The sequence below is a fragment of the Methylobacterium sp. UNC378MF genome (assembly GCF_900103195.1).
In the GTDB taxonomy this organism is placed as follows: domain Bacteria; phylum Pseudomonadota; class Alphaproteobacteria; order Rhizobiales; family Beijerinckiaceae; genus Methylobacterium.
Genome location: NZ_FMWU01000015.1, coordinates 70377 through 94338 on the forward strand (window position 1 = coordinate 70377; position 23962 = coordinate 94338).

The 23962-nt window shown below is 70.6% G+C and carries 21 protein-coding genes; 7 read left to right on the top strand and 14 right to left on the bottom strand.

Annotated features, from left to right (window positions below; genetic code table 11):
• Positions 1 to 104: 104 nt before the first annotated feature.
• The gene (locus BLT59_RS16790; protein ID WP_091782801.1) at positions 105 to 1013 is read right to left on the bottom strand and encodes a DMT family transporter; all 909 of its coding nucleotides are present in this window, start codon (positions 1011 to 1013) and stop codon (positions 105 to 107) included.
• Between the two features lie 239 nt (positions 1014 to 1252).
• Between BLT59_RS16790 and BLT59_RS16795 the strand changes: the two genes are divergently transcribed.
• Positions 1253 to 2125, top strand: coding sequence for a YihY/virulence factor BrkB family protein (locus BLT59_RS16795; RefSeq protein ID WP_091782517.1), 873 nt, complete (start codon positions 1253 to 1255; stop codon positions 2123 to 2125).
• 394 nt (positions 2126 to 2519) lie between these two features.
• Here the strand turns inward: BLT59_RS16795 and BLT59_RS16800 are convergent, their stop codons facing one another.
• The gene (locus BLT59_RS16800; RefSeq protein ID WP_091782520.1) at positions 2520 to 4295 is read right to left on the bottom strand and encodes a glucan ABC transporter ATP-binding protein/ permease; all 1776 of its coding nucleotides are present in this window, start codon (positions 4293 to 4295) and stop codon (positions 2520 to 2522) included.
• 280 nt (positions 4296 to 4575) lie between these two features.
• Here BLT59_RS16800 and BLT59_RS16805 point away from each other — a divergent pair, with 280 nt between their 5' ends.
• Together BLT59_RS16805 and BLT59_RS16810 are read left to right on the top strand one after the other, a co-directional pair.
• Complete coding sequence (locus BLT59_RS16805; RefSeq protein WP_091782523.1) at positions 4576 to 5349, top strand: motility protein A; 774 nt, start codon at positions 4576 to 4578, stop codon at positions 5347 to 5349.
• A gap of 1 nt (position 5350) precedes the next feature.
• Positions 5351 to 6184, top strand: a complete 834-nt coding sequence (locus tag BLT59_RS16810; protein WP_091782526.1) for an OmpA/MotB family protein — start codon at positions 5351 to 5353, stop codon at positions 6182 to 6184.
• A 92-nt stretch (positions 6185 to 6276) separates the two neighbouring features.
• On the opposite strand, the gene BLT59_RS16815 is transcribed toward BLT59_RS16810, so the two are convergent.
• Positions 6277 to 6756, bottom strand: coding sequence for a CAP domain-containing protein (locus BLT59_RS16815; protein ID WP_091782529.1), 480 nt, complete (start codon positions 6754 to 6756; stop codon positions 6277 to 6279).
• A gap of 192 nt (positions 6757 to 6948) precedes the next feature.
• On the opposite strand from BLT59_RS16815, the gene BLT59_RS16820 reads away from it, so the two are divergent.
• Positions 6949 to 8031 carry a GGDEF domain-containing protein gene (locus BLT59_RS16820; RefSeq protein ID WP_091782532.1) on the top strand — a complete coding sequence of 361 codons (1083 nt, stop codon included), beginning with the start codon at positions 6949 to 6951 and terminating at the stop codon, positions 8029 to 8031.
• Here BLT59_RS16820 and BLT59_RS16825 read toward each other — a convergent pair.
• Positions 7984 to 10653: a DUF3772 domain-containing protein gene (locus BLT59_RS16825; RefSeq protein WP_091782535.1), complete on the bottom strand. Its 2670-nt coding sequence runs from the start codon at positions 10651 to 10653 to the stop codon at positions 7984 to 7986. The genes BLT59_RS16820 and BLT59_RS16825 overlap by 48 nt on opposite strands.
• Before the next feature lie 509 nt (positions 10654 to 11162).
• On the opposite strand from BLT59_RS16825, the gene BLT59_RS16830 reads away from it, so the two are divergent.
• Positions 11163 to 11711: an HNH endonuclease gene (locus BLT59_RS16830; RefSeq protein ID WP_091782538.1), complete on the top strand. Its 549-nt coding sequence runs from the start codon at positions 11163 to 11165 to the stop codon at positions 11709 to 11711.
• A gap of 16 nt (positions 11712 to 11727) precedes the next feature.
• Here BLT59_RS16830 and BLT59_RS16835 read toward each other — a convergent pair whose 3' ends face one another.
• The 3 genes from BLT59_RS16835 to BLT59_RS16845 form a co-directional block, all read right to left on the bottom strand.
• Entirely contained in the window at positions 11728 to 11955 is a 228-nt protein-coding gene (locus tag BLT59_RS16835) for a hypothetical protein (RefSeq protein WP_175544039.1), read from the bottom strand.
• Positions 11956 to 12001: 46 nt separating this feature from the next.
• A complete protein-coding gene (locus BLT59_RS16840; protein ID WP_091782544.1) occupies positions 12002 to 12946 on the bottom strand; it encodes an outer membrane protein in 945 nt (314 codons plus the stop codon).
• 254 nt (positions 12947 to 13200) lie between these two features.
• Positions 13201 to 14175, bottom strand: coding sequence for an outer membrane protein (locus tag BLT59_RS16845; protein ID WP_091782547.1), 975 nt, complete (start codon positions 14173 to 14175; stop codon positions 13201 to 13203).
• A gap of 277 nt (positions 14176 to 14452) precedes the next feature.
• Between BLT59_RS16845 and BLT59_RS16850 the strand changes: the two genes are divergently transcribed.
• On the top strand, positions 14453 to 14791 hold the full coding sequence (locus tag BLT59_RS16850) for an MmcQ/YjbR family DNA-binding protein (protein WP_091782550.1): 339 nt from the start codon (positions 14453 to 14455) through the stop codon (positions 14789 to 14791).
• Positions 14792 to 14795: 4 nt separating this feature from the next.
• Here the strand turns inward: BLT59_RS16850 and glmM are convergent, their stop codons facing one another.
• The 6 genes from glmM to pal all read right to left on the bottom strand — a co-directional run bounded on the left by glmM (position 14796) and on the right by pal (position 21947).
• Positions 14796 to 16136, bottom strand: a complete 1341-nt coding sequence (gene glmM, locus BLT59_RS16855; RefSeq protein WP_091782804.1) for a phosphoglucosamine mutase — start codon at positions 16134 to 16136, stop codon at positions 14796 to 14798.
• Between the two features lie 129 nt (positions 16137 to 16265).
• Positions 16266 to 17012, bottom strand: a complete 747-nt coding sequence (locus BLT59_RS16860; protein WP_091782553.1) for a sulfite exporter TauE/SafE family protein — start codon at positions 17010 to 17012, stop codon at positions 16266 to 16268.
• A gap of 243 nt (positions 17013 to 17255) precedes the next feature.
• Positions 17256 to 19178: an ATP-dependent zinc metalloprotease FtsH gene (gene ftsH, locus BLT59_RS16865; RefSeq protein ID WP_012321255.1), complete on the bottom strand. Its 1923-nt coding sequence runs from the start codon at positions 19176 to 19178 to the stop codon at positions 17256 to 17258.
• Positions 19179 to 19226: 48 nt separating this feature from the next.
• A complete protein-coding gene (gene tilS, locus BLT59_RS16870; RefSeq protein ID WP_091782556.1) occupies positions 19227 to 20339 on the bottom strand; it encodes a tRNA lysidine(34) synthetase TilS in 1113 nt (370 codons plus the stop codon).
• Complete coding sequence (ybgF, locus tag BLT59_RS16875) at positions 20336 to 21331, bottom strand: tol-pal system protein YbgF (RefSeq protein ID WP_091782559.1); 996 nt, start codon at positions 21329 to 21331, stop codon at positions 20336 to 20338. Before ybgF ends, tilS begins: the two co-directional genes overlap by 4 nt.
• A 121-nt stretch (positions 21332 to 21452) precedes the next feature.
• Complete coding sequence (gene pal / locus BLT59_RS16880) at positions 21453 to 21947, bottom strand: peptidoglycan-associated lipoprotein Pal (RefSeq protein ID WP_012321252.1); 495 nt, start codon at positions 21945 to 21947, stop codon at positions 21453 to 21455.
• 351 nt (positions 21948 to 22298) lie between these two features.
• On the opposite strand from pal, the gene BLT59_RS16885 reads away from it, so the two are divergent.
• Complete coding sequence (locus BLT59_RS16885; RefSeq protein WP_091782562.1) at positions 22299 to 22703, top strand: response regulator; 405 nt, start codon at positions 22299 to 22301, stop codon at positions 22701 to 22703.
• Positions 22704 to 22855: 152 nt separating this feature from the next.
• On the opposite strand, the gene BLT59_RS16890 is transcribed toward BLT59_RS16885, so the two are convergent.
• A complete protein-coding gene (locus BLT59_RS16890) occupies positions 22856 to 23905 on the bottom strand; it encodes a WcbI family polysaccharide biosynthesis putative acetyltransferase (protein ID WP_091782565.1) in 1050 nt (349 codons plus the stop codon).
• Positions 23906 to 23962: the final 57 nt, after the last annotated feature.

The window sequence follows — 23962 nt, forward strand, 5'->3', positions numbered from 1 at the left end:
GCGCGGTGCCGGCCCGGGCCGAGCCGGCCCGCGCGCACCAAACCGCGAGGGCGCGAAGGGTTTCCGCGCCTTCCGTCGCAGGGGCGGCGGCCTCAGCGGCGGCCTCAGCCGCGACTCGCCACCGCCACGCCGAGGGCGGCGAGCGCCATGCCGGCGCCCTGCACCGGGGTCAGCACCTCGCCGAACAGCAGGTAGCCGAGCACGGCCGCGACCGGCGGCACGAGGAAGAACAGGGCGGCGACGCCCGCCACGGCCCCCCGCCGGATCAGCACCAGCAGCAGCAGGATCCCCGCGACCGAGTTGACCAGGACCGCCCAGCCGAGGCCGAGCCACAGGGCGGGCGCCGGGTCGAACGCGGTGCCGCCGAAGGCGAGCGCCAGCGGGATGGCGCAGGCCATGCCGCCGACGAACTGGAGGGTCGCGCCGGCCAGGAGATCGACCCGGCCGCCGGTGCGCTTCTGCCAGAGCGTGCCGAGGGTCAGCGCCAGCACCGCCAGGAGGCTGACGGCCAGCGCCGCCGGCGGGATCCCGGACGGGTCCGTGGCGCCGAGCTTCGGGGCGAGCACGAGGCCCGTGCCGACGAAGCCCATGAGGATCCCGAGGGCCCGCCGGCCGCTGACCCGCTCGCCCAGCAGCGGTTGCGCCAGGAGCGCGGTGAGCAGCGGCTGGAGGCTGCCGACCAGGGCCGCGATGCCGGCCGGCAGCCCGTGGCTCACCGCCCAGAAGACGCCCGACAGGTAGACCCCCTGCATCAGGAAACCCGCGATGACCGGGTCGCGCCACCCTGCATGGTCCCCCGGCCAGCGCACCCGGGAGGCCGTGGCGATCAGGGCCAGCACCAGGGCGACGGCCGTGAAGCGGATTGCCGTGAAGGTGAGCGGATCGACGTGCGGCACCACCGCCCGGGCGGAGATGAAGCCCGTGGCCCAGATCGGGATGAACAGCGCCGGAAGGGCGCCGGACGCGAGCGTCGACGGGCGTGGGAGCGGAGGCATGTCCGCCGGACGGAGCATGTCGGCGCGCGCGGCGCAACGGTGATCTCGCCCTCCGGTCGGCGCGCGGCCGCCACGGCTGCCGGCGTGGCGCGGGTGCGTCACCGCGCGGCGATCGGGACCGGATCCGGCCGGCGGCGTTGACGCGCGGGTGCCGGCGCCGTTCATCGGCGGGCCTCTCCCGAGAGGATCACCCAGAGGATCGTAAGATCGAGGATCGTCGGATACCCGTGAAACCTCTCCGCAGCGGATTACAGGTCATGGGCGTCGCCGCGCAGCGCTTCGTCTCCCATGACGGCTGGGCGATCGCGAGCCACATCGCGCTCTCGAGCCTGACCTCGCTGTTCCCGTTCCTGATTCTGCTGGCGGCGCTCGCCGGCCTGTTCGGCACGCAGTCGCTCGCCGACGAGGCCGGGGTGCTGATCTTCGACGCATGGCCGCGGGAGATCGCCAAGCCGATCGTCGGCGAGGTGCACCGGGTGCTCACCGAGCAGCGCAGCGGCGTACTGACACTCGGCGCGCTGTTCGCCCTGTACTTCTCCTCCTCGGGCGTCGAGAGCCTGCGGGTCGGGCTGAATCGGGCCTACGGCCTGCGCGAGAGCCGGCCCTGGTGGCTGACCCGCCTCGAATCGATCGGCTACGTGATCTGCGGGGCCTTCGCGATGCTGGCCTTCGCGCTGCTCGTGGTGCTGGGGCCGCTGATCTGGCGCAACGTCGTGCTGGTGGCGCCCGGGCTGGAGCCCCTGAGCCTGACGGTGGCGATCGGGCGGATCGGCGTCACGGCCCTGTTGCTCGCCGTCGTCCTGGTGATCGCCCACAAATTCGTCGCCGCGGGCCGCCGCTCGATCCTGTCGGTTCTGCCCGGGATCGCCGTGACGCTGGTCCTGTGGTTCTTCGCCGGCCTCGGCTTCGGCTACTACCTCGACCGGTTCTCCAACGCCTACGCGTCGACCTACGGGGGTCTGGCCACCGCGATGGTGTTCCTGGTGTTCCTCTACTGGCTCGCCGCCATGTTCCTGTTCGGCGGCGAGATCAACGGCACGGTGATCGCCGCCCGCCGCAGCCGCCTGCAGGCGAAGATGCTGGCGCGCCGGGCCGAGAGGGAGGGTAGAAGGGTGGGAACGAGCCCCTGAGGGTCTCGGAGAACGGCGCGAATCTGCAGGGGGCGCTGTGAACGGGCGGGGCTGCCCTCGCTCCAAGGCTCGCCGCAATGCTGGTTGGCTCGGAAGCCTGTGCGGGCATCGTTTCCGGGTAAGGGCCAGGTCCCGCATCGGGGAGAGGCCGGGTCTGGTCGCCGATGGGATCGCGGGGATCTTCGCCCGGATCGTGTGGGTGTGAACCACGCCATCGCCCTGCCCGGGTCAGTGCTTCGACGCCGTCTTTCCGGGGCGCCGCAGGCGCGCCCGGAATCCGGACGCCCCGTCGGTACAGATCGTGTCGCGGCGGCTCTGGATTCCGGGCTCCGCTTCGCGACCCCGGTATGGCGCAGCCGAAGGCGTTCCGAACCGAGTCTCCGGAACAGCGGGCTCACGCCGCCAGCGCCAACCCCTCCTCCTCATCGGCCTGGGCCGCCATGAACTGCGCCCGGGCGAGTTCGGCGAAGCGGCCATCCTGCGCGACCAGCTGGTCGAAGGTCCCGGCCTCGACGATCCGGCCCTCGTGGAACACGAGGATGCGATCGGCGTCGCGGATCGTCGCCAGCCGGTGGGCGATCACGAAGGTGGTCCGCCCCTCCATTACGGTCTCCAGCGCGCCCTGGAGCTTGCGCTCGGTGGCGGCGTCCAGCGCCGAAGTCGCCTCGTCGAGGATCAGGATCGGCGGGTTCTTCAGGAGCGCCCGGGCGATCGAGAGCCGCTGGCGCTCGCCGCCCGAGAGCGAACGGCCGCGCTCGCCGATCACCGTGTCGAGACCGGCAGGCTGGCGCGCCATGAAGGTGCTGGCCTGGGCCCGCTCCAGGGCGTCGAGCATCTCGGCGTCCGTGGCGTCGGGGCAGCCGACCTGCAGGTTCTCGCGGATCGAGCGGGCGAACAGCATCGGCTCCTGGAACACCACGCCGATGTTGTGGCGCAGGCTCGAGAGGCCGACGTCGCGGATGTCCATCCCGTCGATGCGGATCGAACCGGAGGCCGGGTCGAAGCTGCGGTGCAGGAGGCCGAGCGTCGTCGACTTGCCCGAGCCGGTCGTGCCCACCAGCGCGATCGTCTCGCCCGGCCGCGCCGTGAACGAGACGCCGTCGAGGGCCTGGCGCCTTCCATCGTACGAGAAGGCGACATCCTCGAAGGTGACCGCACCCTCGAAGCGCGCGACCTGCCGGGCGTGCGGCCGGTCGGCCACCGCCGGGACGGTGTCGTAGATCTCGAAGAACTCGGCGATCTTCGGCGCCTGCTGGAACAGGCCGTTGACGAAGCCGACCACGTGATCGAGTCGGGCCACGAAGGCGGTGGCGAGGCTCATGAAGGCCACGACCTCGCCCACCGTGGTGGTGCCGGCCTGATAGAGCCAGATGCCGGTGACGAAGATCGCCGTCATGGTGATGGTGGCGGAGGCGCGGGTCGCCACGTTGGCGAGCGCCCACCAGGACAGGACCGGGATCTGCGCGGCGAGCAGGTTGGTGATGATGCCGCGCATCGCCTCCTTTTCGGCCTTGGCGCGGGTGAAGGACTGAATCACCGCGACGTTGCCGAGCGCGTCCGACGCGTGGGCGGCAAGCCCCGAGTTGAACGCCTCGACCTGACCCTGCAGCGTCTCGGTCCGGCGCATCACGAAGGTGGTGAGCGCCGTGAAGGCCAGCACCAGCACCACCAGGATCGAACCGAGCTGCCAGTTGATGAACAGCGTCATCGGCAGGAGCACGCCCAGCGACACCAGGGCGACGAGGTGGTCGCGGAAGAAGCCGAGCCACAGCCACGCCATGCCGTTCGTGCCCTCCAGCATCGCCTTCAGGACGCGGCCGGAATGGTTGGCCGAGTGGAAGGCGAGCGGCAGGTCGAGGACGTGCTCGAAGTAGCTCGCCATCGACGACAGGCGGTTGCGGTGCGCGAGCCGGTCGGCGTGGAGCGCGATGAACACGCCCGCCGCGATGGTGAAGAAGCCGAACGCCACCCAGGCGGCGAGCAGGGGCAGCATGGTGCCCATGGCGTCGCCGCCGCGCTTGAGATGGGTCAGCTGGTCGATGATCCGGCCCATCAGCAGGGGTTCGGCGAAAGCCGCGATCGCCAGGACGACGTTGGTCGCGGCCAAGCCTATGGCCAGCCGCCGCTCCGCCTTCAGGAAACCCAGGACCCGCCCGTACAGACGAACCATCGTACCGCTCCGCCACCCCTGGCCTGGCCCGTGTGACCCGGGTCTCACGCCGTCTCTGAGGAGGCTCGCCGACCGACATCCGCGCCGGATCCGGGTCAAACCCCTCTTGGGAAACGGGTATGCCAGCGCCCGCCTGAACGGGCGATGACAGACCGATACAGGGTCGAAACGGCTGTCTTTACGGTTCGTTCAGCAAGATTTCCTAATTCTGTAGGCTGCCCGGCCCTTTTCGGCCCCGGCTTCCGGTTTTCCTAACGCTTCGGCATCGGGCACCCGCCTCATGGATCTCGCAACCGCACTCGGCCTGCTATCGGGCCTCGGCGTCGTGGTCGGGCTGATCATGCTCGATGGTGGGCATTTCGGCGCCTACGCGTCGGAACACGCGGTGGTGGTGGTCTTCGGCGGCGCAACCGCGGCCACGATGATCCGCTTCCCCTTCTCGGTGATCGTGCACGGCCTGCCCATGGGCCTGCGCTACGCCTTCATGATGCGCTCGGTGAAGCCGCAGGAGCTGATCGAGGAGATCACCAAGATCGCCGACGTGGTGCGCAAGTCCGGCCCGATGGCGCTGGAGAACATGGAGATCTCCGACCCCTTCCTGGCGCAGGGCGCCCGCTACATCGCCGACGGTTACGACCGCGAGTTCATCCGCGACACGATGGAGCGGGACCGCGACAACTTCCTGATGCATCTCGACGAAGGCTCGAAGGTCTACCGGGCCTACGGCGACTGCGCCCCGGCCTGGGGCATGATCGGGACGATCCTCGGCATGGTGGCGATGTTCGCCAACATGTCCGACCCCTCGAAGCTCGGGCCCGCCATGGCGACCGCGCTGCTCGCCACCCTCTACGGCGCCGTGATCGCCAACCTGATCACCCTGCCGCTCGCCGACAAGCTGCACGTCAAGCTCGAGGAGGAGGATGTCTCGCGCTCGCTGATCATCGACGGCATCCTGATGATCCGCGACCAGAAGAGCCCGACCCTCGTGCGCGAGATGCTCGTCGCCTACCTGCCGCACAACCATCGCGAAGCGCTGATGGAGCAGGCCGCGTAACATGGCCAGGAAGAAGCGCGGCGGCGCGCATGGCGGTCACGGCTGGTTCGTCACCTTCGCCGACCTGATGGCGCTGCTGATGAGCTTCTTCGTGATGGTCGCGGCGTATTCCACGCAGGACCAGAAGAAGATGCAGATGGTTGCGGGGTCGATGCGCGACGCCTTCGGCGTCAACAAGGAATCGAAATTCGCCGGCATCATCGAGTCCGAGGGCCTGCCGGCCGCCGACCACGTGAAGTACCTGCGCGACGTCCCGGCCGACCAGGCCACCGACCGCACGACCCCGTCGCGGCTCAACAAGAGCAGCGAGTTCGGCCTGACCGACACCGGCGAGCCGGAGAATTTCGGCCTGGCGGCCGCCTCCCTGCGGCAGGCTCTGCAGAGCCTGCCGGATTTCGCCGAGCTCTCGAAGAACGTCGTGATCGCCCGGACCGAGCAGGGCCTCGACGTGTCGATCGTCGATCAGGACGGGCGCTCGATGTTCCCGGAGGGCTCGACCCGGCCCAACGAGCGCACCCGGAGCCTGCTGGAGAAGCTCGGCCCGGCGCTCCGCCAGATGCCGAACCGCATCGCAGTCACGGGCTACACCGCCACGGACCGGCCCGGCCGGCGTCCCGCCGCGCCGCCCTGGGAATTGTCGGCCGGCCGCGCGGTCAGCGTCCGGGACATCCTGGCCGGCGCCGGCGTTCCGGACGACCGGTTCGCCACCGTCGCCGGCAAGGCCGACACCGAGCCGATGTTCCCCGACGACCCCTACATGCCGGCCAACCGGCGCGTGACGGTGACGCTGCTCAAGGAGGCCCCCCCGGTGCCGAACGTGAAGGGGCTTCCGTAAGCGCGCCGCGGCTGCCGGATGGGTCCCACTGACGGCGTCGCCCGACGGCGCGGATCACCTCCCCCGCGCGATCGTCGGGCGCGGAAGCGCCGCTACTTCGCCGTGAGCAGCGCCCAGTACACCTTGTACTTCGAGCCCGGCGCGAAGGCGGTTGCGATTCCCATCCGGGTCGCCCCGGGCGCCAGCATGGTGGCGTCGTGAGGCGGGCTCTCACGCCAGCCCGAGAAGGCCTCGGCGAGGGTGTGGTAGCCCGCCGAGAGGTTGGCGTTGACGTTCGCGTAGCCCAGCCGCTCGACGGCAGCCTTAACGGTCTGGGCCCGGCTCGGCCGATCGGCGAGCGCCATGGCGGCCGCCTCGGCCTCGGCGAGGCGCTGCAATTCGGGATCGACCGTCAGCGGCGGCGCGCCGCGGTTGCGCCGATAGGACGAGATCATGTCGCGCGCCGCCTCGACGTCGATATGCGCGCTGTTGCTGGCGAGCGGCAGGTAGATGCTCGGCAGCGCCGTGCTGCTCGGCGCCTGGGCGGCGCAGCCGCCGAGCAGCGCCGCCGCCAGCGTGGCCGGGCCGACCATCCGGGTCCTGATCCCCGTCCTGATCCGGCCGAGCCCCCGCCCCGCATGTCGACCGTCCCGATCGCGTCTCGTCACGACTTTCCCATCCCTGCGACGGCCCTGCCGCCCAGGCGGCATATAGGTCCTGCCACGCCGCCATGCATCGGACGATTAGGGCTTCCTCAAAGGTCCTCGGTCTAAAACAGCACACCGATGACGACCGAGCGCGCCCTGGCCCTGGTGGATTCGCCCCGCGACCGATCCGTCGGCGGGCTCTCCGACCCGTCGGCTGCGGACGAGGAGGCCTCCGGGGCCGCGGCCGCGTTCGCCCTGCATCAGGCGATCATCCGCCGGCAGGCCGGACTGCTGGTGCAGCAGCAGCGTGCCCTGGCGGCCGCCGGGATGGGCCTGTGGTCCTGCTGCCTGCGCGCCGGCGCCCTCGACTGGTCCGGGAGCGTCCACGACTTGTTCGGTGTCCCCCGGGGCACGACCCTGCACCGGCCCCGGATCCTGGAACTCTACGAGCCTGCCTCGCGGCGCCTGCTGGAGAGGCTTCGGCACCGGGCGATCACCCGGAGCGGCGCCTTCGTGCTCGATGCCGAAGTCCATGCGGGAGGCCGGCCGCGCTGGATCCGGATCCGCGCCTCGGTCGAGACCGCGGACGGGCGCCCCATCCGCCTCTTCGGAACCAAGCAGGACATCACCGAGGAGATCGCCCGGCTGGCCGAGCTGAGCCGGCGTGCCGAGCGCGACCCGCTCACCGGGCTGGCGAACCGCCGCGGCTTCGAGGCCCAGTTCGAGGCCCAGTTCGCGGCCAGGACGGCCGGCTCCGGTCCAGATCCCCTCGGCGCCCTGCTGCTGATCGACCTCGACGGGTTCAAGCCGGTCAACGACGTCCACGGCCACGCGGCCGGCGACCTGTGCCTCCGGCGCTCGGCCGCACGGCTGGCCGCCGTCTGCCGGGACGCGGCACTCGTGGCCCGCATCGGCGGCGACGAATTCGCTGTGCTCCTGCGAGGCCCCGTCGACCCGTTCGCGCTGGTGGAGCGCGGCCGGCGCATCATCGCCGCCTTGAACCGGCCGATCCCGTATCGCGGCCAGGGGCTGCGGATCGGTGCCTCCGTCGGGATCGCCGTGGGGAACCCCACGTGCGGCGGCCGCGCCCGGCTGTTCGGCCGGGCGGACGGAGCGCTCTACGCCGCCAAGGACGCCGGCGGGAACGCCGTCCGGATCGCCCTCGGCGGCCGGTTAGCCACCCGCGCTCCGCAGGCCGCGGTCGCGCTGGAGCCGGGCTGAGTCGCCGCCCTCGGGCACGGAGGCCGGCTGGATGAGGCGGCTGGCGATCTCGCCCATGGCACTCTGCATCGTATCGAGCCCCTGCACGGTGACGATGCTGGAGCCGGGCCCCAGCGGCGGGATGAAGCCCGCCTCCGAGAGAGTCGCGAACACGGAGAAGTTCAGGTCGGTCACCACCTTCTGGCCGAGGCTCACATCCACGATCCCGACGAGCAGCTCGAATTCCAGGAACGGGTCGCCGATCTTCTTGAACACCACCCGGGGCGGCGGCTCCTTCAGGATGTCGGAATGGCTTTGCGCGCAGGCCGTGATGATCTCGGCGGCCCGCACCGGGTCCTGATTGCGCAGGACGCTGACCGTGATGCTGACGCGCCCGGTCCGGTCACCCCGAACCCGGTTCTTGACCACCCCGGAGATCAGGTTCGAGTTCGGCACGATCACGGCCGAGCGGTCGAAGGTCTGGATCTCGGTGGAGCGGACCGAGATCCGCTTCACGATGCCCTCGGAATCGCCGATCACCACCTGGTCGCCGACCCGGATCGGGCGCTCCCACAGGAGGAGCAGGCCGGAGACGAAGTTGTTGACGATCGACTGCAGGCCGAAACCGATACCGACCGACAGGGCGCCGGCCACGATGGTGAGCTTCTCCAGGCTCAGGCCGAGATACGAGAAGGCGAGCGCCAGCGCGATCAGGAAGCCGCAATAGCCCGCCACCGTGGTGATCGAGTTGCGCAGGCCCGCGTCGAGGTCGGTGGCCGGCAGGTAGGTGTTCTCCAGCCAGCGCTGCACCCCGCGGGTGATGAACACGCCGACCACCAAGATGCCGATCCCGAAGGCGATGCTCGAGAGCGAGATCGTGACGTCGCCGACCTTGAAGCCGAAGAAGGCCTGCCGGACCGACGAGACGATGTCGGTGGAATCAAGCCCCCAGGGCGCCAGCACGAGGACCGCGGCCGCCAGGAACAGGACGAGCCGGGTCGCGCCGGTGGTCAGGACCGAGATCTGGTTGAGCGAGCGCTTCCGCAGGCCGGTATTGGCCTGGAGCGTGGTGGCGAGCCGCGTCTCGTCGCTGAGCGCGCGGCCGACGAAGATGTCGACGCTCTGGACCAGCAGGTAGAGCAGCACGAGGACGGCCGCGTCCCAGATCAGCTGGTCGATCAGGAAGGCCGCGAAGGCGACGTAGCCCACCAGCGCACCAAGGCCGATCAGCGCCACCGCGGCCCAGCCGAGCAGCCGCGCCGGCCCGCCGATGCCCGTCGTGGTCTTGGTCGGCACGTAGGGGCCGAAGCAGGCCTCCTCCTCCTGCTCGGTGTCGGCGAACCGGTGGAGGCCGACGGCCAGGATCAGCGCGGTGGCCACGGCGCCGATGCCCCGCGTGGCGATGGAGATCGGCAGGGCCGCCGAAATCCCGGAATTCAGGGCCTCCACGGACTTCACCACGGTGATCACCGTGGCGATGCCGACCGCGAGGCGGGTCAGGCGCGTGGCCGCGGCATCGCTCACCGGGGCGGGCCGCCACGCCGGCTTCTCGGGGCTGAGCAGCCCGTCGCAGAGGGCCTCCACGAAGGCGATGAAGGCGAGGCCCCCGAGGATCGCGGCGGCCACCGGCAGGAGCCGGGACGGCAACAGGTTGGTGGAATCGAGGGCGTAGTAGACGGCGTAGGACCCGGCCACGGCCGGCACCGTGCCGAGCAGGATCACCCGCCAGGCGGCGAGCATCACGGCGCGCCGCGACGGATCGGCCTTGGCGGGGTCCCGGCGGGCGCCCTTGGGGGCGATGTTGCGCCGGCCGAAATACAGCGCGATCGAGATGCCGAAGGCGAGCCCCAGGAACAGCAGGTTGGCGATGTTGCCGTTGCGGGAGAACAGCAGCCCGATATCCGACACGGCGCTCTGCAGGGCGCGCGTGTCGCGGGGTACGTCGCCCATCACCTTGGTCCAGAGGCCAGGGCCGACCAGGGGTTGGGAGCGCTGGAGCAGGTCACGGGTGAAGGATTCGCGGCGGCGATTCGAGACCCGGTCGACGATCTGATCGCCCTGCACCACCAGGGCGCGGGCGAGGCGCTGGGTCTCGTCGATGCGGGTGACGGCGGCCTCGCGCTCGCCGCGCTCCGCGGCGACGTCGGCGCTTTCCTGGGTGTCCTTCGGCTTCGGGCCGAGCTGGGCCAGGCGCTCGCGCGCGGCTTCCAGCGGCGCATCGAGCCGCGTGACGAGGGTGCGGATCTCGTCGGTGACCGTGACGGCGCTGTCGCGGATGGCGGTGAGGTCGGCCACCGTCAGGTCCGTGTGCCCGAGCTGCTTCTCGCGGGCATCCAGCTCGGCCTTGGCGGCATCGAGCTTGGCCCGGACCTTCTTGAACTGCTCGGGTACCTCGGCCCTGGCGGCCGGCGGGGTGGCCTTGGCGTCGGAGGGTTTCGTCTCGGACGCCTTCCCGTCCGAGGACTTGGCCTCCGGCACGGGCTTGCTGTCCGCGGGCTTGCCGGCGGGCGCAGGATCCTGGGCGAAGGCCGGCAGGGTCAGGGCCGCCGGGGATCCGAATACCAGCGCGGCGAGCAGGACGAGCACGGGGGACGGGCGCGGGGCGCCCTTCGGCTTCCGGGTCCGCGCTGGGATACGATGCATGAGCAACCTCTCGTCGGGCGCGCGGCGGCCGGCCGGAGTCCGGCATCGGCGAATCGGCGGCGATCGGGGACCGGGCGGGCCTCCTGGCGGCCGGGCGCTCTGGGCGAGCAATAGGGCGAAACCGTGCCCCTGCCCACCCCGGGCCGGATCCGGCGCCTGTCAGCCTGCTGTGGGTGCGTCCTCGGGGCTCAGCCGGAAAAGCTTCACAAGGGTGTCACGCTGGGATTAGATGAAGACCTGATGGACAGGGCCTTTTCGTTGCTACGCGAAAGGGCGCGGCCGGTGGCGATACCGGCCCGGCCCGGCCGCGTTCCGGATGCTACCGCATCGACCGGCGCCCCCGCGCGCCGGCCCGCCGCCCTGTTGTTCCCTCCGCCTCTCCCGTCAAGCCGTCGCTCCGCGCGCCGGCTCGTCCTGCATCGGCCCTGGGCCGGCTCGGACGGGCCGGCGGGGCGGCGGCATGGTCCCGCGCGTTATCCGCGCCAGAGCTAGTCCGAAGAGTCGCGCCGATGATGGATCTCCAAACCCTCGTCCTCAACGCGGATTATCGGCCGCTCTCGTATAATCCGCTCTCCCTCTGGTCGTGGAAGGACGCCTTCACGGCCCTGTTCCTCGACCGCGTCACCCTGGTGGCGAGCTACGACGTGGAGGCGCGCTCGCCTTCCCGGTCCCTGCGGGTGCCGAGCGTGGTGGCGCTGAAGAACTACGTGGCGCTGGCCCGCAGCCCGGCCTTCACCCGCTACAACATCTACCTGCGCGACGGTTTCAGCTGCCAGTATTGCGGCCTGCGGCTGCCCTCGGGCGGCCTGACCTTCGACCACGTGGTGCCGCGCTCCCGGGGCGGCCTGTCGAGCTGGGAGAACGTCGTGGCGGCCTGCTCGCCCTGCAACCTGCGCAAGGCCAACCGCACGCCGGACGAGGCGGACATGCCGCTGATGACCGAGCCCCGCCGGCCGACGCGCTACGAGCTGCACCACCGGCAGCCCGAGTTCGACCACCGGCAGTACCACCACACCTGGCTCGACTACCTGTACTGGGACAGCGAGCTGGAGAGCTGAGGACGGAGCGGGGCCCTCACCAGGCAGGCGCGCGGCGGGGCGGCTCGTTGTACATCGGGACGTTGTGGTTGCGCGGCAGGTAGCCCTGCACCAGCATGGGCGGGGGGACGTCCGGCACCGGCCGCACCCGCACGATCCGGCGGGACGGGTGATGAGCCCCGCGGCGCTCCGCGGAGGCCGGCCCGTGGACGAGCACGAGACCGACGAGCAGCGCGGCGCGCGACGCCCGGGGCCACAGTCTCATGGAACGGACAATCATGGTCAGGATCCGGCCGGCGCGGGAGGAAGGATCAGAACTTCACGGCCGCGCCGCCCCGGACGGTGTTCAGCTCGGCCTTGTGACCGTTGAAGTCCTGGAACCGCACGTACTGGTACTCGCCGCGCACCAGGATGTTGGGCGTGATGGCGTATTCCAAGCCGAAGCCGAGGGCGACGCCTCCGATGGTCTTAGTCCGGGCATTTGCCGTCAGCGTCGTCGGCCCGAGCGGGACGGTCTGAGCGCCTTGTCCCGCCGGCGTCGAGTTGTTGAGCGGGAAGTTCGGATTGAAGCTCGCGTAGCCGTGGTGGTAGACGGCCGCGGGCTGCCCGGTGGTCAGGGCCTGGTTCGCCGCGTAGGTGGTGGCGCTGTAGCCGTAATTCTGGACCGCCACGGTGTCGTTGATGGTGACGCGGCCGATCGCGGCACCGGCAGTGACGTACGGGAGCAGGTTGCCGAACGCGTAGCCGGCCCGGCCCCGGATGGTGCCGTAATCCTCGATCCGCGTGTTCGAGGTCCCGGACAGATTCACGTCCTCGGAAACCCCGCCGGAGGTCGTCATGATGCGGCCGATACGGTTGGTCGACCAGCTGTTCTGATCCGTGTGCGTGTAGTCGGCCTCGATACCGAGGACGATGTCGTCGAACTGCACATTGTACCCGGCGAAAGCGCCGAAGCTGGCCCCGTGGGTCCGCGTGCCGGGGAGCGATAGGTATTTCGAGACGCTGAACTCGCTCTCGATGTCGCGGTTGCTGAAGTAATTCGCCAACGTAGACTGCATCGCGTCGCGCTGCGACAGGCCGCCCGACGTGAAGCCGCCGTGGCCGCCCAGATACACGCCGCTCCAGTCGACCACCGGAGCCGGGACCGGGTCGTAATCCGCGCCGCGCAGGTAATCGTAGTCCAGATCGGCGGCGCGCGCGGTGTTCACGCCGCAGAGACCGAGAACCGCCAGCAGCGGGAAGGTGACGGTACGCATCGGGATCGTCCTGGGACCGAAAGAGACGGACGGCGGATCGCGCCTCGACACGGTGATAAGCCGGTAACCTTAATTCTCCGTTGCTCGGCCGTGATGACTGGATCCCGATCCGGGTCTTTCAATCCCGGCGTGTCTTGCGGACTATTGGGCCGGGCAAGAACCGGATCGAGCACCCTGGGCCGCAGAAACGCGAGACGGCGCGGAGAGCCTCCGCGCCGTCATCGTCTACCGGTGGGATCGCGTTGGAGGTGCGATCAGTACTTGCGCACCAGCGGGCCGGGGATCGGCTCCGGCATCAGCGGCGGCAGCGGGGCCGCCACGAAGCCGCCGAGGTAGTAGCGCAGGCCGATCTTCACGTCGTGCGCCTCGATATCCTTGATCTTGATCGCCTGCAGGCTGCCGGTGCAGCACGGCACGAAGCCCGGTCCCGTCTCAGCCTTGCCGAGGTTCAGGTAGCGGTAGGCCAGTTCGATCTTCAGCGCGTCGGTCACGTTGTAGGCGAGACCGGCGTGGAGCGCCCAGGCGAGGCTGCCGCTCGTCTTGTCCTTGTAGAACTTGCTGCCGCTGTTGGTGTTGTACACCGCGTTGCCGTTCGGGTCGTAGACCGGGGCGTACGGGATGCAGCCGCAGCCGGCATTGGTGTAATCGTACGCGTAGGTCGGGCTGGTGAACTGCTGGTTCGTCGAGTAGCTCGAGACGTGGTTGAACGCGTAGCCGACGCCGCCGCCGATGAACGGCGTGATGCCGTACCACGTGCCGAGGTCGAAATAGGCGTTGGCGAGCACCACCGCCGAGTCGAAGCTTCCGCTCGACTTGTTCACGCCGTACGAGCCGAGCCCGTTATCGAAATCCGGACCCTTGTAGTACTCGCTGCCGCGCAGACCGGTGGAGTAGCGGTACTCACCGGTGATGTCGCCGCGCAGGAACGGGGTGAACTGGTAGCCGACGCCGACGCCCGCGAAACCGCCGCCGCCGATCGCGTTGCCGAAGGCACGGTTGGACTCGGCGTAGCCGGTATAGTCGTAGGCGTCGCTGTAGCGCGGACGGGTGTAGATGCTCGCGCCCACGTCGCCGCGCAGGTACCAGCCGCCGCCGACCTCGATCGGCGGGGGCGGCGGCGGGGGCGGCGGCGGAAGCAGCAGATCCGCGGCCGCGGCGAGGCAGGGCGTGCCGACGCTCGCCGCGAGCGTCAGGCTGCGCACCAAAGCGTTCAGCTTGGAGCGGGCCATGGAGATTCCTTCACTGGACTCGTGAGCCGGACGCGCGGCGCGCGGTCCCGGGGTACGGAGCGAAGGATGGAAGCAACGTCTTAAATCTGGCTTAACGTTAAATGTTAGCCTTGTGCATCCGTTGCGGACGTGTCGAAACGGTTATCCGGGCGGGACTTGCTTGTCTCTGCCGCATCGCGTCACCAAGTCGGATGAGTTTATCTGTCGTAGCAAACGCGCATGTGCGACCCGATCGTCGCCGCCCGGGTGCCCGGGCCTCGCAGGGGCTGACATCCGCATGGGGCCCGAGGACGTGCGCATCCTGGCGCTGATGCTGCCGGAGACGGTGGCGGGCGCCCATAGCGGCAACCCGGATTTCCGGGTCGGCGGCCGGGTTTTCGCGACCCTCTGGATCGAGGAGGCGCGGGTGGTGCTGCGCCTCGCGCCCGAGGATCAGGCCGCCCTGTGCGAGGCGGAGCCGGACCTGTTCACGCCCCTGGACGGCGCCTGGGGGCGGCGGGGCTGGACCAATCTCGACCTCGACCTCTGCGAGGAGGAGATCCTGCGGACGGCGCTGCTGGGGGCTTGGCGGATGACCGCACCCGCGGAGCTGCGCGCCGCCTACACGGACGGATGACCGCTCAGGCGGCCGCGCGGGTGACCGCGTCGACCACCTCATCGACCACGTCATTGACGAGGCCGCGATCGTCACCCTCGGCCATCACGCGGATCACCGGCTCGGTACCGGAGGGGCGGATCACCAGGCGGCCGGCATTGCCGAGCCGCTCGCGGGCATGCTCGATGGCGCTGACCACGCTGTCCTCACGCAGGGGCTCGCCGCTCCGGTAGCGGACATTCTTGAGGATCTGCGGCAGCGGATCGAAGCAGTGGCAGACCTCGCTCACGGGCCGGTTCTGCCGCTGCACCACGCTGAGGAGCTGCAGGGCGGCCACGAGGCCGTCGCCGGTGGTGGTGTAGTCCGACATGATGATGTGCCCGGACTGCTCGCCGCCGAGGTTGTAGCCATGCGTGCGCATGTGCTCGAGGACATAGCGGTCTCCCACTGCCGTGCGGGCGAGCGTGAGGCCGAGGCCGCCGAGATAGCGCTCCAGGCCGAGATTGGACATGATCGTGGCGACCACGCCCGGCTGCGTGAGGCGCTCATCCTCCTGCCAGGAACGCGCCACGACCGCCATGAGCTGGTCGCCGTCGACCACCTGGCCCTTCTCGTCCACGATCAGCACCCGGTCGGCGTCGCCGTCGAGCGCGATGCCGATATCGGCCCGGCGCTCGCGCACCATGTCGATCAGGGCCGCGGGCGCGGTCGAGCCGACATCCCGGTTGATGTTGAACCCGTCCGGCTCGGTGCCGATGGCGATGACCTCGGCGCCGAGTTCCCACAGGGTCTCGGGGGCGACCCGGTAGGCCGCGCCGTTGGCGCAATCGACCACGACCCGCAGGCCGTCCAGGGTCACCTGCCGCGGCAGGGTCCGCTTGGCGAACTCGATGTAGCGGGCATGCACGCTCTCGATGCGCTTGGCCCGGCCGAGATCGTTGGAGCCGGACAGGCGCTTGTGCATGTCGGCATCGATCAACCCCTCGATCTCGTGCTCGATCGCGTCGTTGAGCTTGAATCCGTCCGGTCCGAACAGCTTGATGCCGTTGTCCTCGAACGGGTTGTGCGAGGCCGAGATCATCACGCCCAGATCGGCCCGCATGGACCGGGTCAGCATCGCCACGGCCGGCGTCGGCACCGGCCCGAGCAGCAGCACGTCCATGCCCACCGAGGTGAAGCCGGCCACGAGCGCGGTCTCGATCATGTAGCCGGAGAGGCGGGTGTCCTTGCCGATCACCACCCGGTGGCGGTGCTCGCCGCGCTGGAACACGAGCCCGGCGGCCTGCCCGACCTTGAGGGCGAGTTCGGGCGTGATCACCCCGTTGGCCCGGCCCCGGATGCCGTCGGTTCCGAAATACTTGCGCACCATCACGTCTCCGAAGCCGGGCCGTGGACCCGACACAGCTTAGCAGATTCCAGAGAAGTCCGACTCGAACGCTTCCCTAGGGTGAATCGGTTGCTCCGCGACAAAGGCGTTCGAAATGCGGCGCGGCGCTTACAGGATCCTGGGCAGCGCCGAGACCGTGAGCATGATTCCTGAGAGCGTGAGCAAGCTCAGCACGAGCCTGCGGAACGCCGTCTCGCTCACGCCCACATAGGCCCGGGTCCCGAGGAGCGTGGGGATCAGCATGGCGGGCAGGACCACAGCCAGCATCGGCAGAACCGGCCGCGTGATGAGCCCCGAAGCGAGATAGGTGATCATCGTTACGGTGAGCATCGCGAGGTTGAAGTTCTGGATGATCGTGCGCTGCACGTCGCGCTCGTAGCGGCGCAGGGTGCACCAGAGGGTTGGCAGCACGCCCGTGAAGCCGCCCAGAGCGCCCATCACGCCGCCGGCAAGGCCGACCGCGGCATCGGCGAGCCGGCCACCCACCGTGATCCGCGGCAGATCCTTGGCGCACAGCATCACCGGGCACCAGACCATCAGCAGGAGGCCAAGCAGCGCCTTGAACAGGTCGGCGTCGAGCCGGGGCAGGAGCAGGACGCCGAGGGGGATGCCGGCAAGGCCGCCGAGCACGAAGGGGGCGAGGCGCTCGAGGTCGAAGCCGCGCCGCACCGAGACGGCGGCGACGATCTGACCGGTGAGGCCGCCGGCCACGGAGAGGATGGCGGCGAGCTTCGGATCGATCACCCAGGCCCAGAACGACAGGGCCACGAGCCCGAAAGCGAAGCCCGACAGCCCCTGCACGAAGCCGGCGACGCCGGCGCCGAGGGCGACGACGAGATAGGTCGAGACCGACATCGGGGATTTCGCGGCGCTGCAGGGGAGAGGGTTCTGTGTTTCCGCTTCGCTGATCGACGCGGAGGCCACCGGCCAAGCTGATAGCATCGATGTGCCGATAGGAGATCCGGTTTGTCACCGGAGACGCGACGTGCCCTCCCGCCTCTGCGGGGGAGGGAAAGTCACGGTCCGCACTCTGCCTGCACCCCGCACGAAAAAGGGCGCCTCGCGGCGCCCTTTCCGATCGTCGTCCTATCCGTCGCCTCAGGCCTGCGGCTGCGGCTCCAGCCCGCCGTCGCTCTCCTTCGGCCGGCCGCGGCCCGCCGAGGGGACCGAGGAGCCCCGGGCCGGGGTCGGCGGAACGTCACCGCCGTCGCGGATCGGGGGCTGGCCCTTGAGCAGGTTGCGGATCTCCTCGCCCGAGAGGGTCTCGTATTCGAGGAGCCCCTGCGCCAGGGCCTCCAGGTCGTCCTTGTGCTCGGCGAGGATGCGGCGCGCCTCCTCCAGGCCGGTCTCCACGAGGCGGCGGACCTCGGCGTCGATCTTCTGGGCCGTCGATTCGGAGACCGATTGCTGCCGGCCCATCGACATGCCGAGGAAAACCTCGTCGTTGTTGTCGCCGTACGCGACGGTGCCGAGCTCGGGGCTGAAGCCCCAGCGGGTCACCATCATCTTGGCAAGGCGCGTCGCCTGCTCGATGTCCGATTGCGCGCCCGACGTCACCTTCTCGCGCCCGAAGATCATCTCCTCGGCGATGCGCCCGCCCATCATGATCGCCAGCCGCGAGGTCATCTGCTCGAAGCTCATGGAGAGCTTGTCGCGCTCGGGCAGCTGCATGACCATGCCGAGGGCCCGGCCGCGGGGGATGATGGTCGCCTTGTGCACCGGGTCGGTCGCCGGGACGTTCAGCGCCACGATGGCGTGGCCGCCCTCGTGGTAGGCGGTGAGCCGCTTCTCGTCCTCGGTCATGACCAGGGTGCGCCGCTCGGCGCCCATCATGACCTTGTCCTTGGCGTCCTCGAACTCGTGCATCGTCACGATGCGCTTGCCGCGGCGGGCCGCCAGCAGGGCCGATTCGTTGACGAGGTTCATCAGGTCCGCGCCCGAGAAGCCCGGGGTGCCGCGCGCGATGGTCTTCAGGTCGACATCGGGCGCCAGCGGCACCTTGCGGACGTGGACCCGCAGGATCCGCTCGCGGCCGGTGACGTCCGGGTTCGGCACCATGATCTGGCGGTCGAACCGGCCCGGGCGCAGCAGCGCCGGATCGAGCACGTCGGGGCGGTTGGTCGCCGCGATGATGATGACGCCCTCGTTGGCCTCGAACCCGTCCATCTCCACGAGGAGCTGGTTCAGGGTCTGCTCGCGCTCGTCGTTGCCGCCGCCGAGGCCGGCGCCGCGATGGCGGCCGACCGCGTCGATCTCGTCGATGAAGATGATGCAGGGCGCGTTCTTCTTGGCCTGCTCGAACATGTCGCGCACGCGGCTGGCGCCGACGCCCACGAACATCTCGACGAAGTCGGAACCCGAGATCGTGAAGAACGGCACGTTGGCCTCACCGGCGACCGCCCGGGCGATCAGGGTCTTACCGGTGCCGGGCGGGCCGACGAGCAGCACGCCGCGCGGGATCCGGCCGCCGAGCCGCTGGAACTTCTGGGGGTCGCGAAGGAACTCGACGATCTCCTGCAGATCCTCCTTCGCTTCCTCGACGCCCGCGACGTCATCGAACGACACGCGCCCGTGGGCCTCGTTCAGGAGCTTGGCCTTTGACTTGCCGAAACCCATGGCGCGGCCGGCGCCGGACTGCATCTGGCGCGAGAGGAAGATCCAGGCGCCGATGAAGACGAGGATCGGCAGCCAGCTCACGAGAAGCTGGATGAACCAGGGCGTGTTGTCCGACGGCGGACGGGCGGTGATCTGCACCCCCTTGCCCTGGAGCTTGGAGACCAGGCTCGGGTCGTTGGGCGCGTAGCTGGTGAAGTTGCCGCCGCCGACATAGGTGCCGGACACGTCCTGCCCGGAGATCACCACCGACTGGATCTTGCCGGCATCGGCGTCGTTCAGGAGCTGGCTGTAGGCGATCTCGCTGCCGCCGCCCCGGTGCCCCGGATTCTGGAACAGGGTGACGAGGGCCAGCACCAGCAGGAAGATGACGACCCACAAGGCAAAGTTGCGAAAATTCGGGTTCATCGATCAATCCCTGGCGCGTGCGACCCCCAGGACGGACCCGCCACGCGGCTAGTCCTGTCCGTCCGTGCACACCTCGCCAATGTAGGCGGGGGGTTCTCCCTTGCCAAGTAATTCGGGAGGCCCTGCGGCGAGGGCAGCACCTGCCGCCCTGCGTCGACGCGGCGGAGCAGGGGCGAGGCTCACGGTCCCTCCCGCATCGGCGCAGACCAGAAACCCCGCCAAGGTGCGCCGGATCGGCTCCCGGCGCCGCAGGGCCGGCAGGAGCGATTCGAGGACCAGGGTTTCGAGGCGTTCGAGACGGCGCGGCGGCGCGCCGGCCCGGGTCAGGGCGAGATCGAGGCAGCGCAGGGCCACGGCGTCGGGCAGGGCCGCCAGGGCGGCCCCGTCGAGGCCCATGCCAACCCCCGTCTCCGGTCCGGGCCGCCGCAACCGGTCGAGGGCCTGCTCAGCCGCGCTCCGGAGCGCGGCCTCGTCGCGGGCGGCGCGCTCGGCGAGCCGGGCAAGGCGCGCCTGGGTCAGGCCCTCGCGTTCCAGAACCGGCCAGGCCGCGCGCAGGCGGCCGCGGGCGAAGCGCGGATCGCCGTTGGCGGGATCGCGCAGATACGGGATGCCCCGGGCCTCGCACCACGCCACCAGGGCGGATTTCGGCAGGTGCAGGAAGGGCCGTCCGAGGGTCAGGCCGGGGACGAGGTCCCGCTCTGCGCGCATGCCGGCGAGCCCCGCGAGGCCGCTGCCGGCGGCGAGCCGGATCAGCACCGTCTCGGCCTGATCGTCCCGGGTGTGGCCTGTCAGGACGAGGCCGGCGCCGACCGCCTCGGCCTGGGCGGCAAGCAGGGCATAACGGGCCGTTCGGGCCGCGTCCTGCAGCCCGGTGCCGGGCTTCGCGCCCGCCCAGGTCAGAATTGCGTGGGGCAGGCCGAGTTCTCGGGCGGCGCGGCCGACGTTCTCAGCCTCCGCGGCCGAGTCCGGACGCAGGCCGTGATCCACGGTGGCGACCTGCAGTGATGCGCCGGTCGCGTCGCGCAGGATCGCGGCGGCATGCATCAGGGCGCTCGAATCGGGACCGCCCGAGACGGCCAGGAGCGCGCCCCGGCCGCCGCGCGCGGATGGGCCGAGCCAGGGGCTGAGGGCAGCGAGGACCGGGTCGTCCGGGCCGATCAAGCGCCGCAGCGGGCGCGCTTCTGCTCGCGCGCGACGCCCTGGCGGACGCCGTTGCCGGCATTCGGGAACTTCCGGTCCAGCTCGGCCAAGGTCGCGCAGGCTTGCTCGCGGGCGCCGAGCGCGTTGAGCGTGACGCCGAGCTTCAGCATGGCGTCGGGGGCCTGGGAGGAGCGGGCGTAGTCGGTGGAGACCTTCAGGAACTGCTCGGCGGCCTCGCGGTTGCGGCCGCGCGCGAGGTAGCTCTCGCCGAGCCAGTAGGTCGCGCCGGCGACGCGGTTGTCGCGCGGATGCGACTGGATGAACTGGCGCAGGCCCATCTCGGCCTGCTCGTACTGCTTGGCGCGGTACAGCTCGACCGCGGCGTCGTAATCGGCGGCCGGATCGCCGGTCCGGGTGGCGGCCACGCTCTCGGAGGGCCGCGCCGGGATCGCCCCGGTCCGGGCCGGCGGCCGCAGATCGACCGGCTCGTCGTAGCCGGGAACGGCGTCGGCGTCCTCATCATCCCCATTGATTGCCCCATTGATCGCCCCTTGCGGCAGACGCTGCGGCCGGGGGGCGGCCTCGGTCGCCTCGACGGCGTCACGCGGCGGCAGCGGCGCGGAGGGCTGCGTGCTGCCGAGCTGCACGGGGGCGCCCGGGGCTCCGGGGGATTGGGACGGGTCGAAGGCGTCGCCGCGCTTGCCGGGGCGGCCGGCGCCCGGATTGCCGCCGTTGACGGCGCCCGACGGCGCGGGGGCGGCCGAGGGCTTGCCGCCCTTGCCCTCGTTCAGGCGGAACTCGACGTCCTCCTGGAACTTGCGCAGCTGCTCCTTGAGCTGGCGGTTCTCGTACTGGAGGGTCTCGATCTGTCCGGCCATGAGCCGGGACTGGTTCTCGATGCGGCCAAGGCGCACCACCAACTCGGAGGCGTCCTGCGCGGCTGCCGGGTGGCCGAGGAGCATGGCTCCCAGGATCGTGGTGAGCGCGAGGCGGGTGCGAAGACGGGCGGACATGGTGCGGGTGCGATCCGGTGGCGGCGCGAGGGCCTAACAGATGCGCCGTTCCGCGGCAAAACTGCGGCGCGAGGCGGAGGCGGCGGTCGGAAGCCGCCTCCGGGGTCGTTTTCGCCGCGGCTTACGCCCCGGCGCCGCGATCGAGGACGATCACCGCACGGCGGTTCTGCGACCAGCAAGAGATGTCGTTGCACACGGCCACCGGCCGCTCCTTACCGTACGACACGGTCCGCATCCGGCTCGCCGCGATGCCGCGGGTGGCGAGGTAGTCGTTCACCGCCTGGGCCCGGCGGGCGCCGAGGGAGAAGTTGTACTCGCGGGTGCCGCGCTCGTCGGCATGGCCCTCGATGATGAAGGTGTAGCGCGGGTAGCGCTGCAGCCACGCGGCCTGCTTGTCGAGGGTCGCGGTCGCGGTGGGCGTCAGGTCGGTGGAATCCGACTCGAAGAAGACCCGGTCGCCGATATTGACGACGAAGTCCTGGGCGCTGCCGGGGGTCGCGGCGCCCGCCCCGAAGGCGGAGGCGTCGGCGAGGTCCTTGTCGTTGCTGCAGGCGCCCAGGCCGAGGGCGGCGACGAGCGCGAGGCCGAGGGCGGCGGCGCGGAAACGCTGGGGCATGGTCTAAAAAACTCCTCGAGCGGTGCCGAAGGCCGGCTGCTGGTCTTCGAGGCGGGTCCGCGTATTCCTGGCGCCGTTGGTAGGCGGGGTTGGTTAAGCGACGGTTCCGCCGGGCGGCGCGGGGGCGTGGTGACGGCCCGCACCGGTCGACGGCGTGCGCTGACACACCCGGGACGCGCCCGGAATGCGGCGGCGGCGGGGCGGCGGGCTGCGACGCGGCATTTCGGCCGCCCCGGTTGCGGCGTTGCAACAGGCGCCGGGCCTCCGCCCGGTAACGGGTCCAGGCGGGTCTTTAAGAGATCCTCAACCCTGTCGCTCCCTAATCGGCGGGCCGAACACCGGACCTCCCGCATGCGCCCCGCCCAGAGCGTCCTCATCGTCGAGGACAGCTACCTGCTCCTCGAGATCGTCGCGAGCCTATGCGAGACGCACGGCATCCGGGTGATCGAAGCCTCCACGGGCGAGGCCGCGCTGACCATCCTGCGCGACCGGGGCGGCGCGATCGACTGGCTGTTCACCGACATCCACCTGCCCGGGCTGATCGACGGCTGGACGGTGGCCCACGCCTTCCGGGCAATCCACCCGGACCGGCCGGTGGTCTACACCTCGACGGACACGCACGGCCGCAGCGGCGTGCCGGGCAGCCTGTTCCTGCGCAAGCCCTTCCAGATGCAGGAGGTCAACCGCCTGGTCCGGATGATGGTCGAGGGCCTCGGCGCGGCCGGCTCCGACAGCCGGCTCTGCGCGGCGGGCTGAGTCACGGATCCATCCGAGCCGGACCGTCATCGCGCGCGCAGCGAAGCGACCCCGGGCGGCCCGCGCTCGGCCGGCGAGGCGCTCCTGGATTGCTTCGCTCCGCTCGCAACGACGCGTCTGCCGGCTGGACGCCTTGGCTCCCGGGGGCGGCCTCAGCCGCCCCGGAACAGCGCGACGATCTCCGGCGCGGCGAGCCACGCCTCGACCCGCGGGCAGGCGAGATCCCCGGGGGTCATCGCGTCGTAGAGCGCGAAGCTCGCCGCGATGAAGCCTGGCAGGTCGTAGAGCACCGGGAAGTCGTCGCCCCGCGGCTTGGTCTTGAACAGGTACGAGCCGGTCAGGCCGAAATGCTCGGCGATGGGCGGGTAGATCGGCCAGACCACGTCCTGGGCCAGCTCGTCGCCGAGGTAATCCTCGATCTCCACGGGCTCGGGCGCGAGACCGCTCTCCTGCAGCAGCCGCCGGGCGATGTCGCCGAGGACGTGGACCTTGGGATGGTTCATCAGGTGCATGAAGGCGCCGCGGCGCGCCCAGCGGGTCACCTCGCGCTCCAGCCCGAAGCCCAGGGCGTCGGCCGCGCCGACGAGCTCGCGCACGGCCGGGTCCCAGTGGTCGAGGTAGCCCAGGCGGGCGAACAGGTCCTCGCGGAACAGGCCGGCGGTGCGGCCGGCATCGAGGCCGAGCCGGTGGGCGGTCAGCACGATCGCCGAGTGGTACTGGCCCAGCGGCGACGGCGTCAGCTTCAGCGCGGCGAGGTCCGAGGCTTGGCCGACATAGACCATGTCCGGGTGGAAGGCCGAGAACACGATCGACGGGAACAGCTTGAGCCGCGGGTCGGCCGCGCGCACAGTGGCGACGTCGCCGCCCGGGATCAGCCCGGCCGGGAAGGCCTGCGAGAAGACGTGGTCGTGGGCGCGCAGGGTGCGGATCAGGCCGTCGACATGGCCGTGGTCGCGCTTGAGCGAGCCCATGGGCAGGTAGCGCACCGGGCTCCTCGGTGCGAGCAGGCGCATGGCCCGGGCGATGCCCCGCGCCTGGCAATTGCCCAGCACCGCGATGCTCGGCCCGTCACGGGTCGTGGCGGCGCGGGCGCGGTTCCGCCATGGTGTCGCCCAGGTGGGGGCCCAACGGGTAGGCGCCCAATCGGGCGCCGAGCGGGTGAACGCGCTGCGGGCGCGCCGGGGCAGGTCGTTCAGGGCCACGTCGCGTGCCGGTGTCAGCGGACGGGTCAGCGGTCCCGAGGGCCGTCGCCGTCGTGA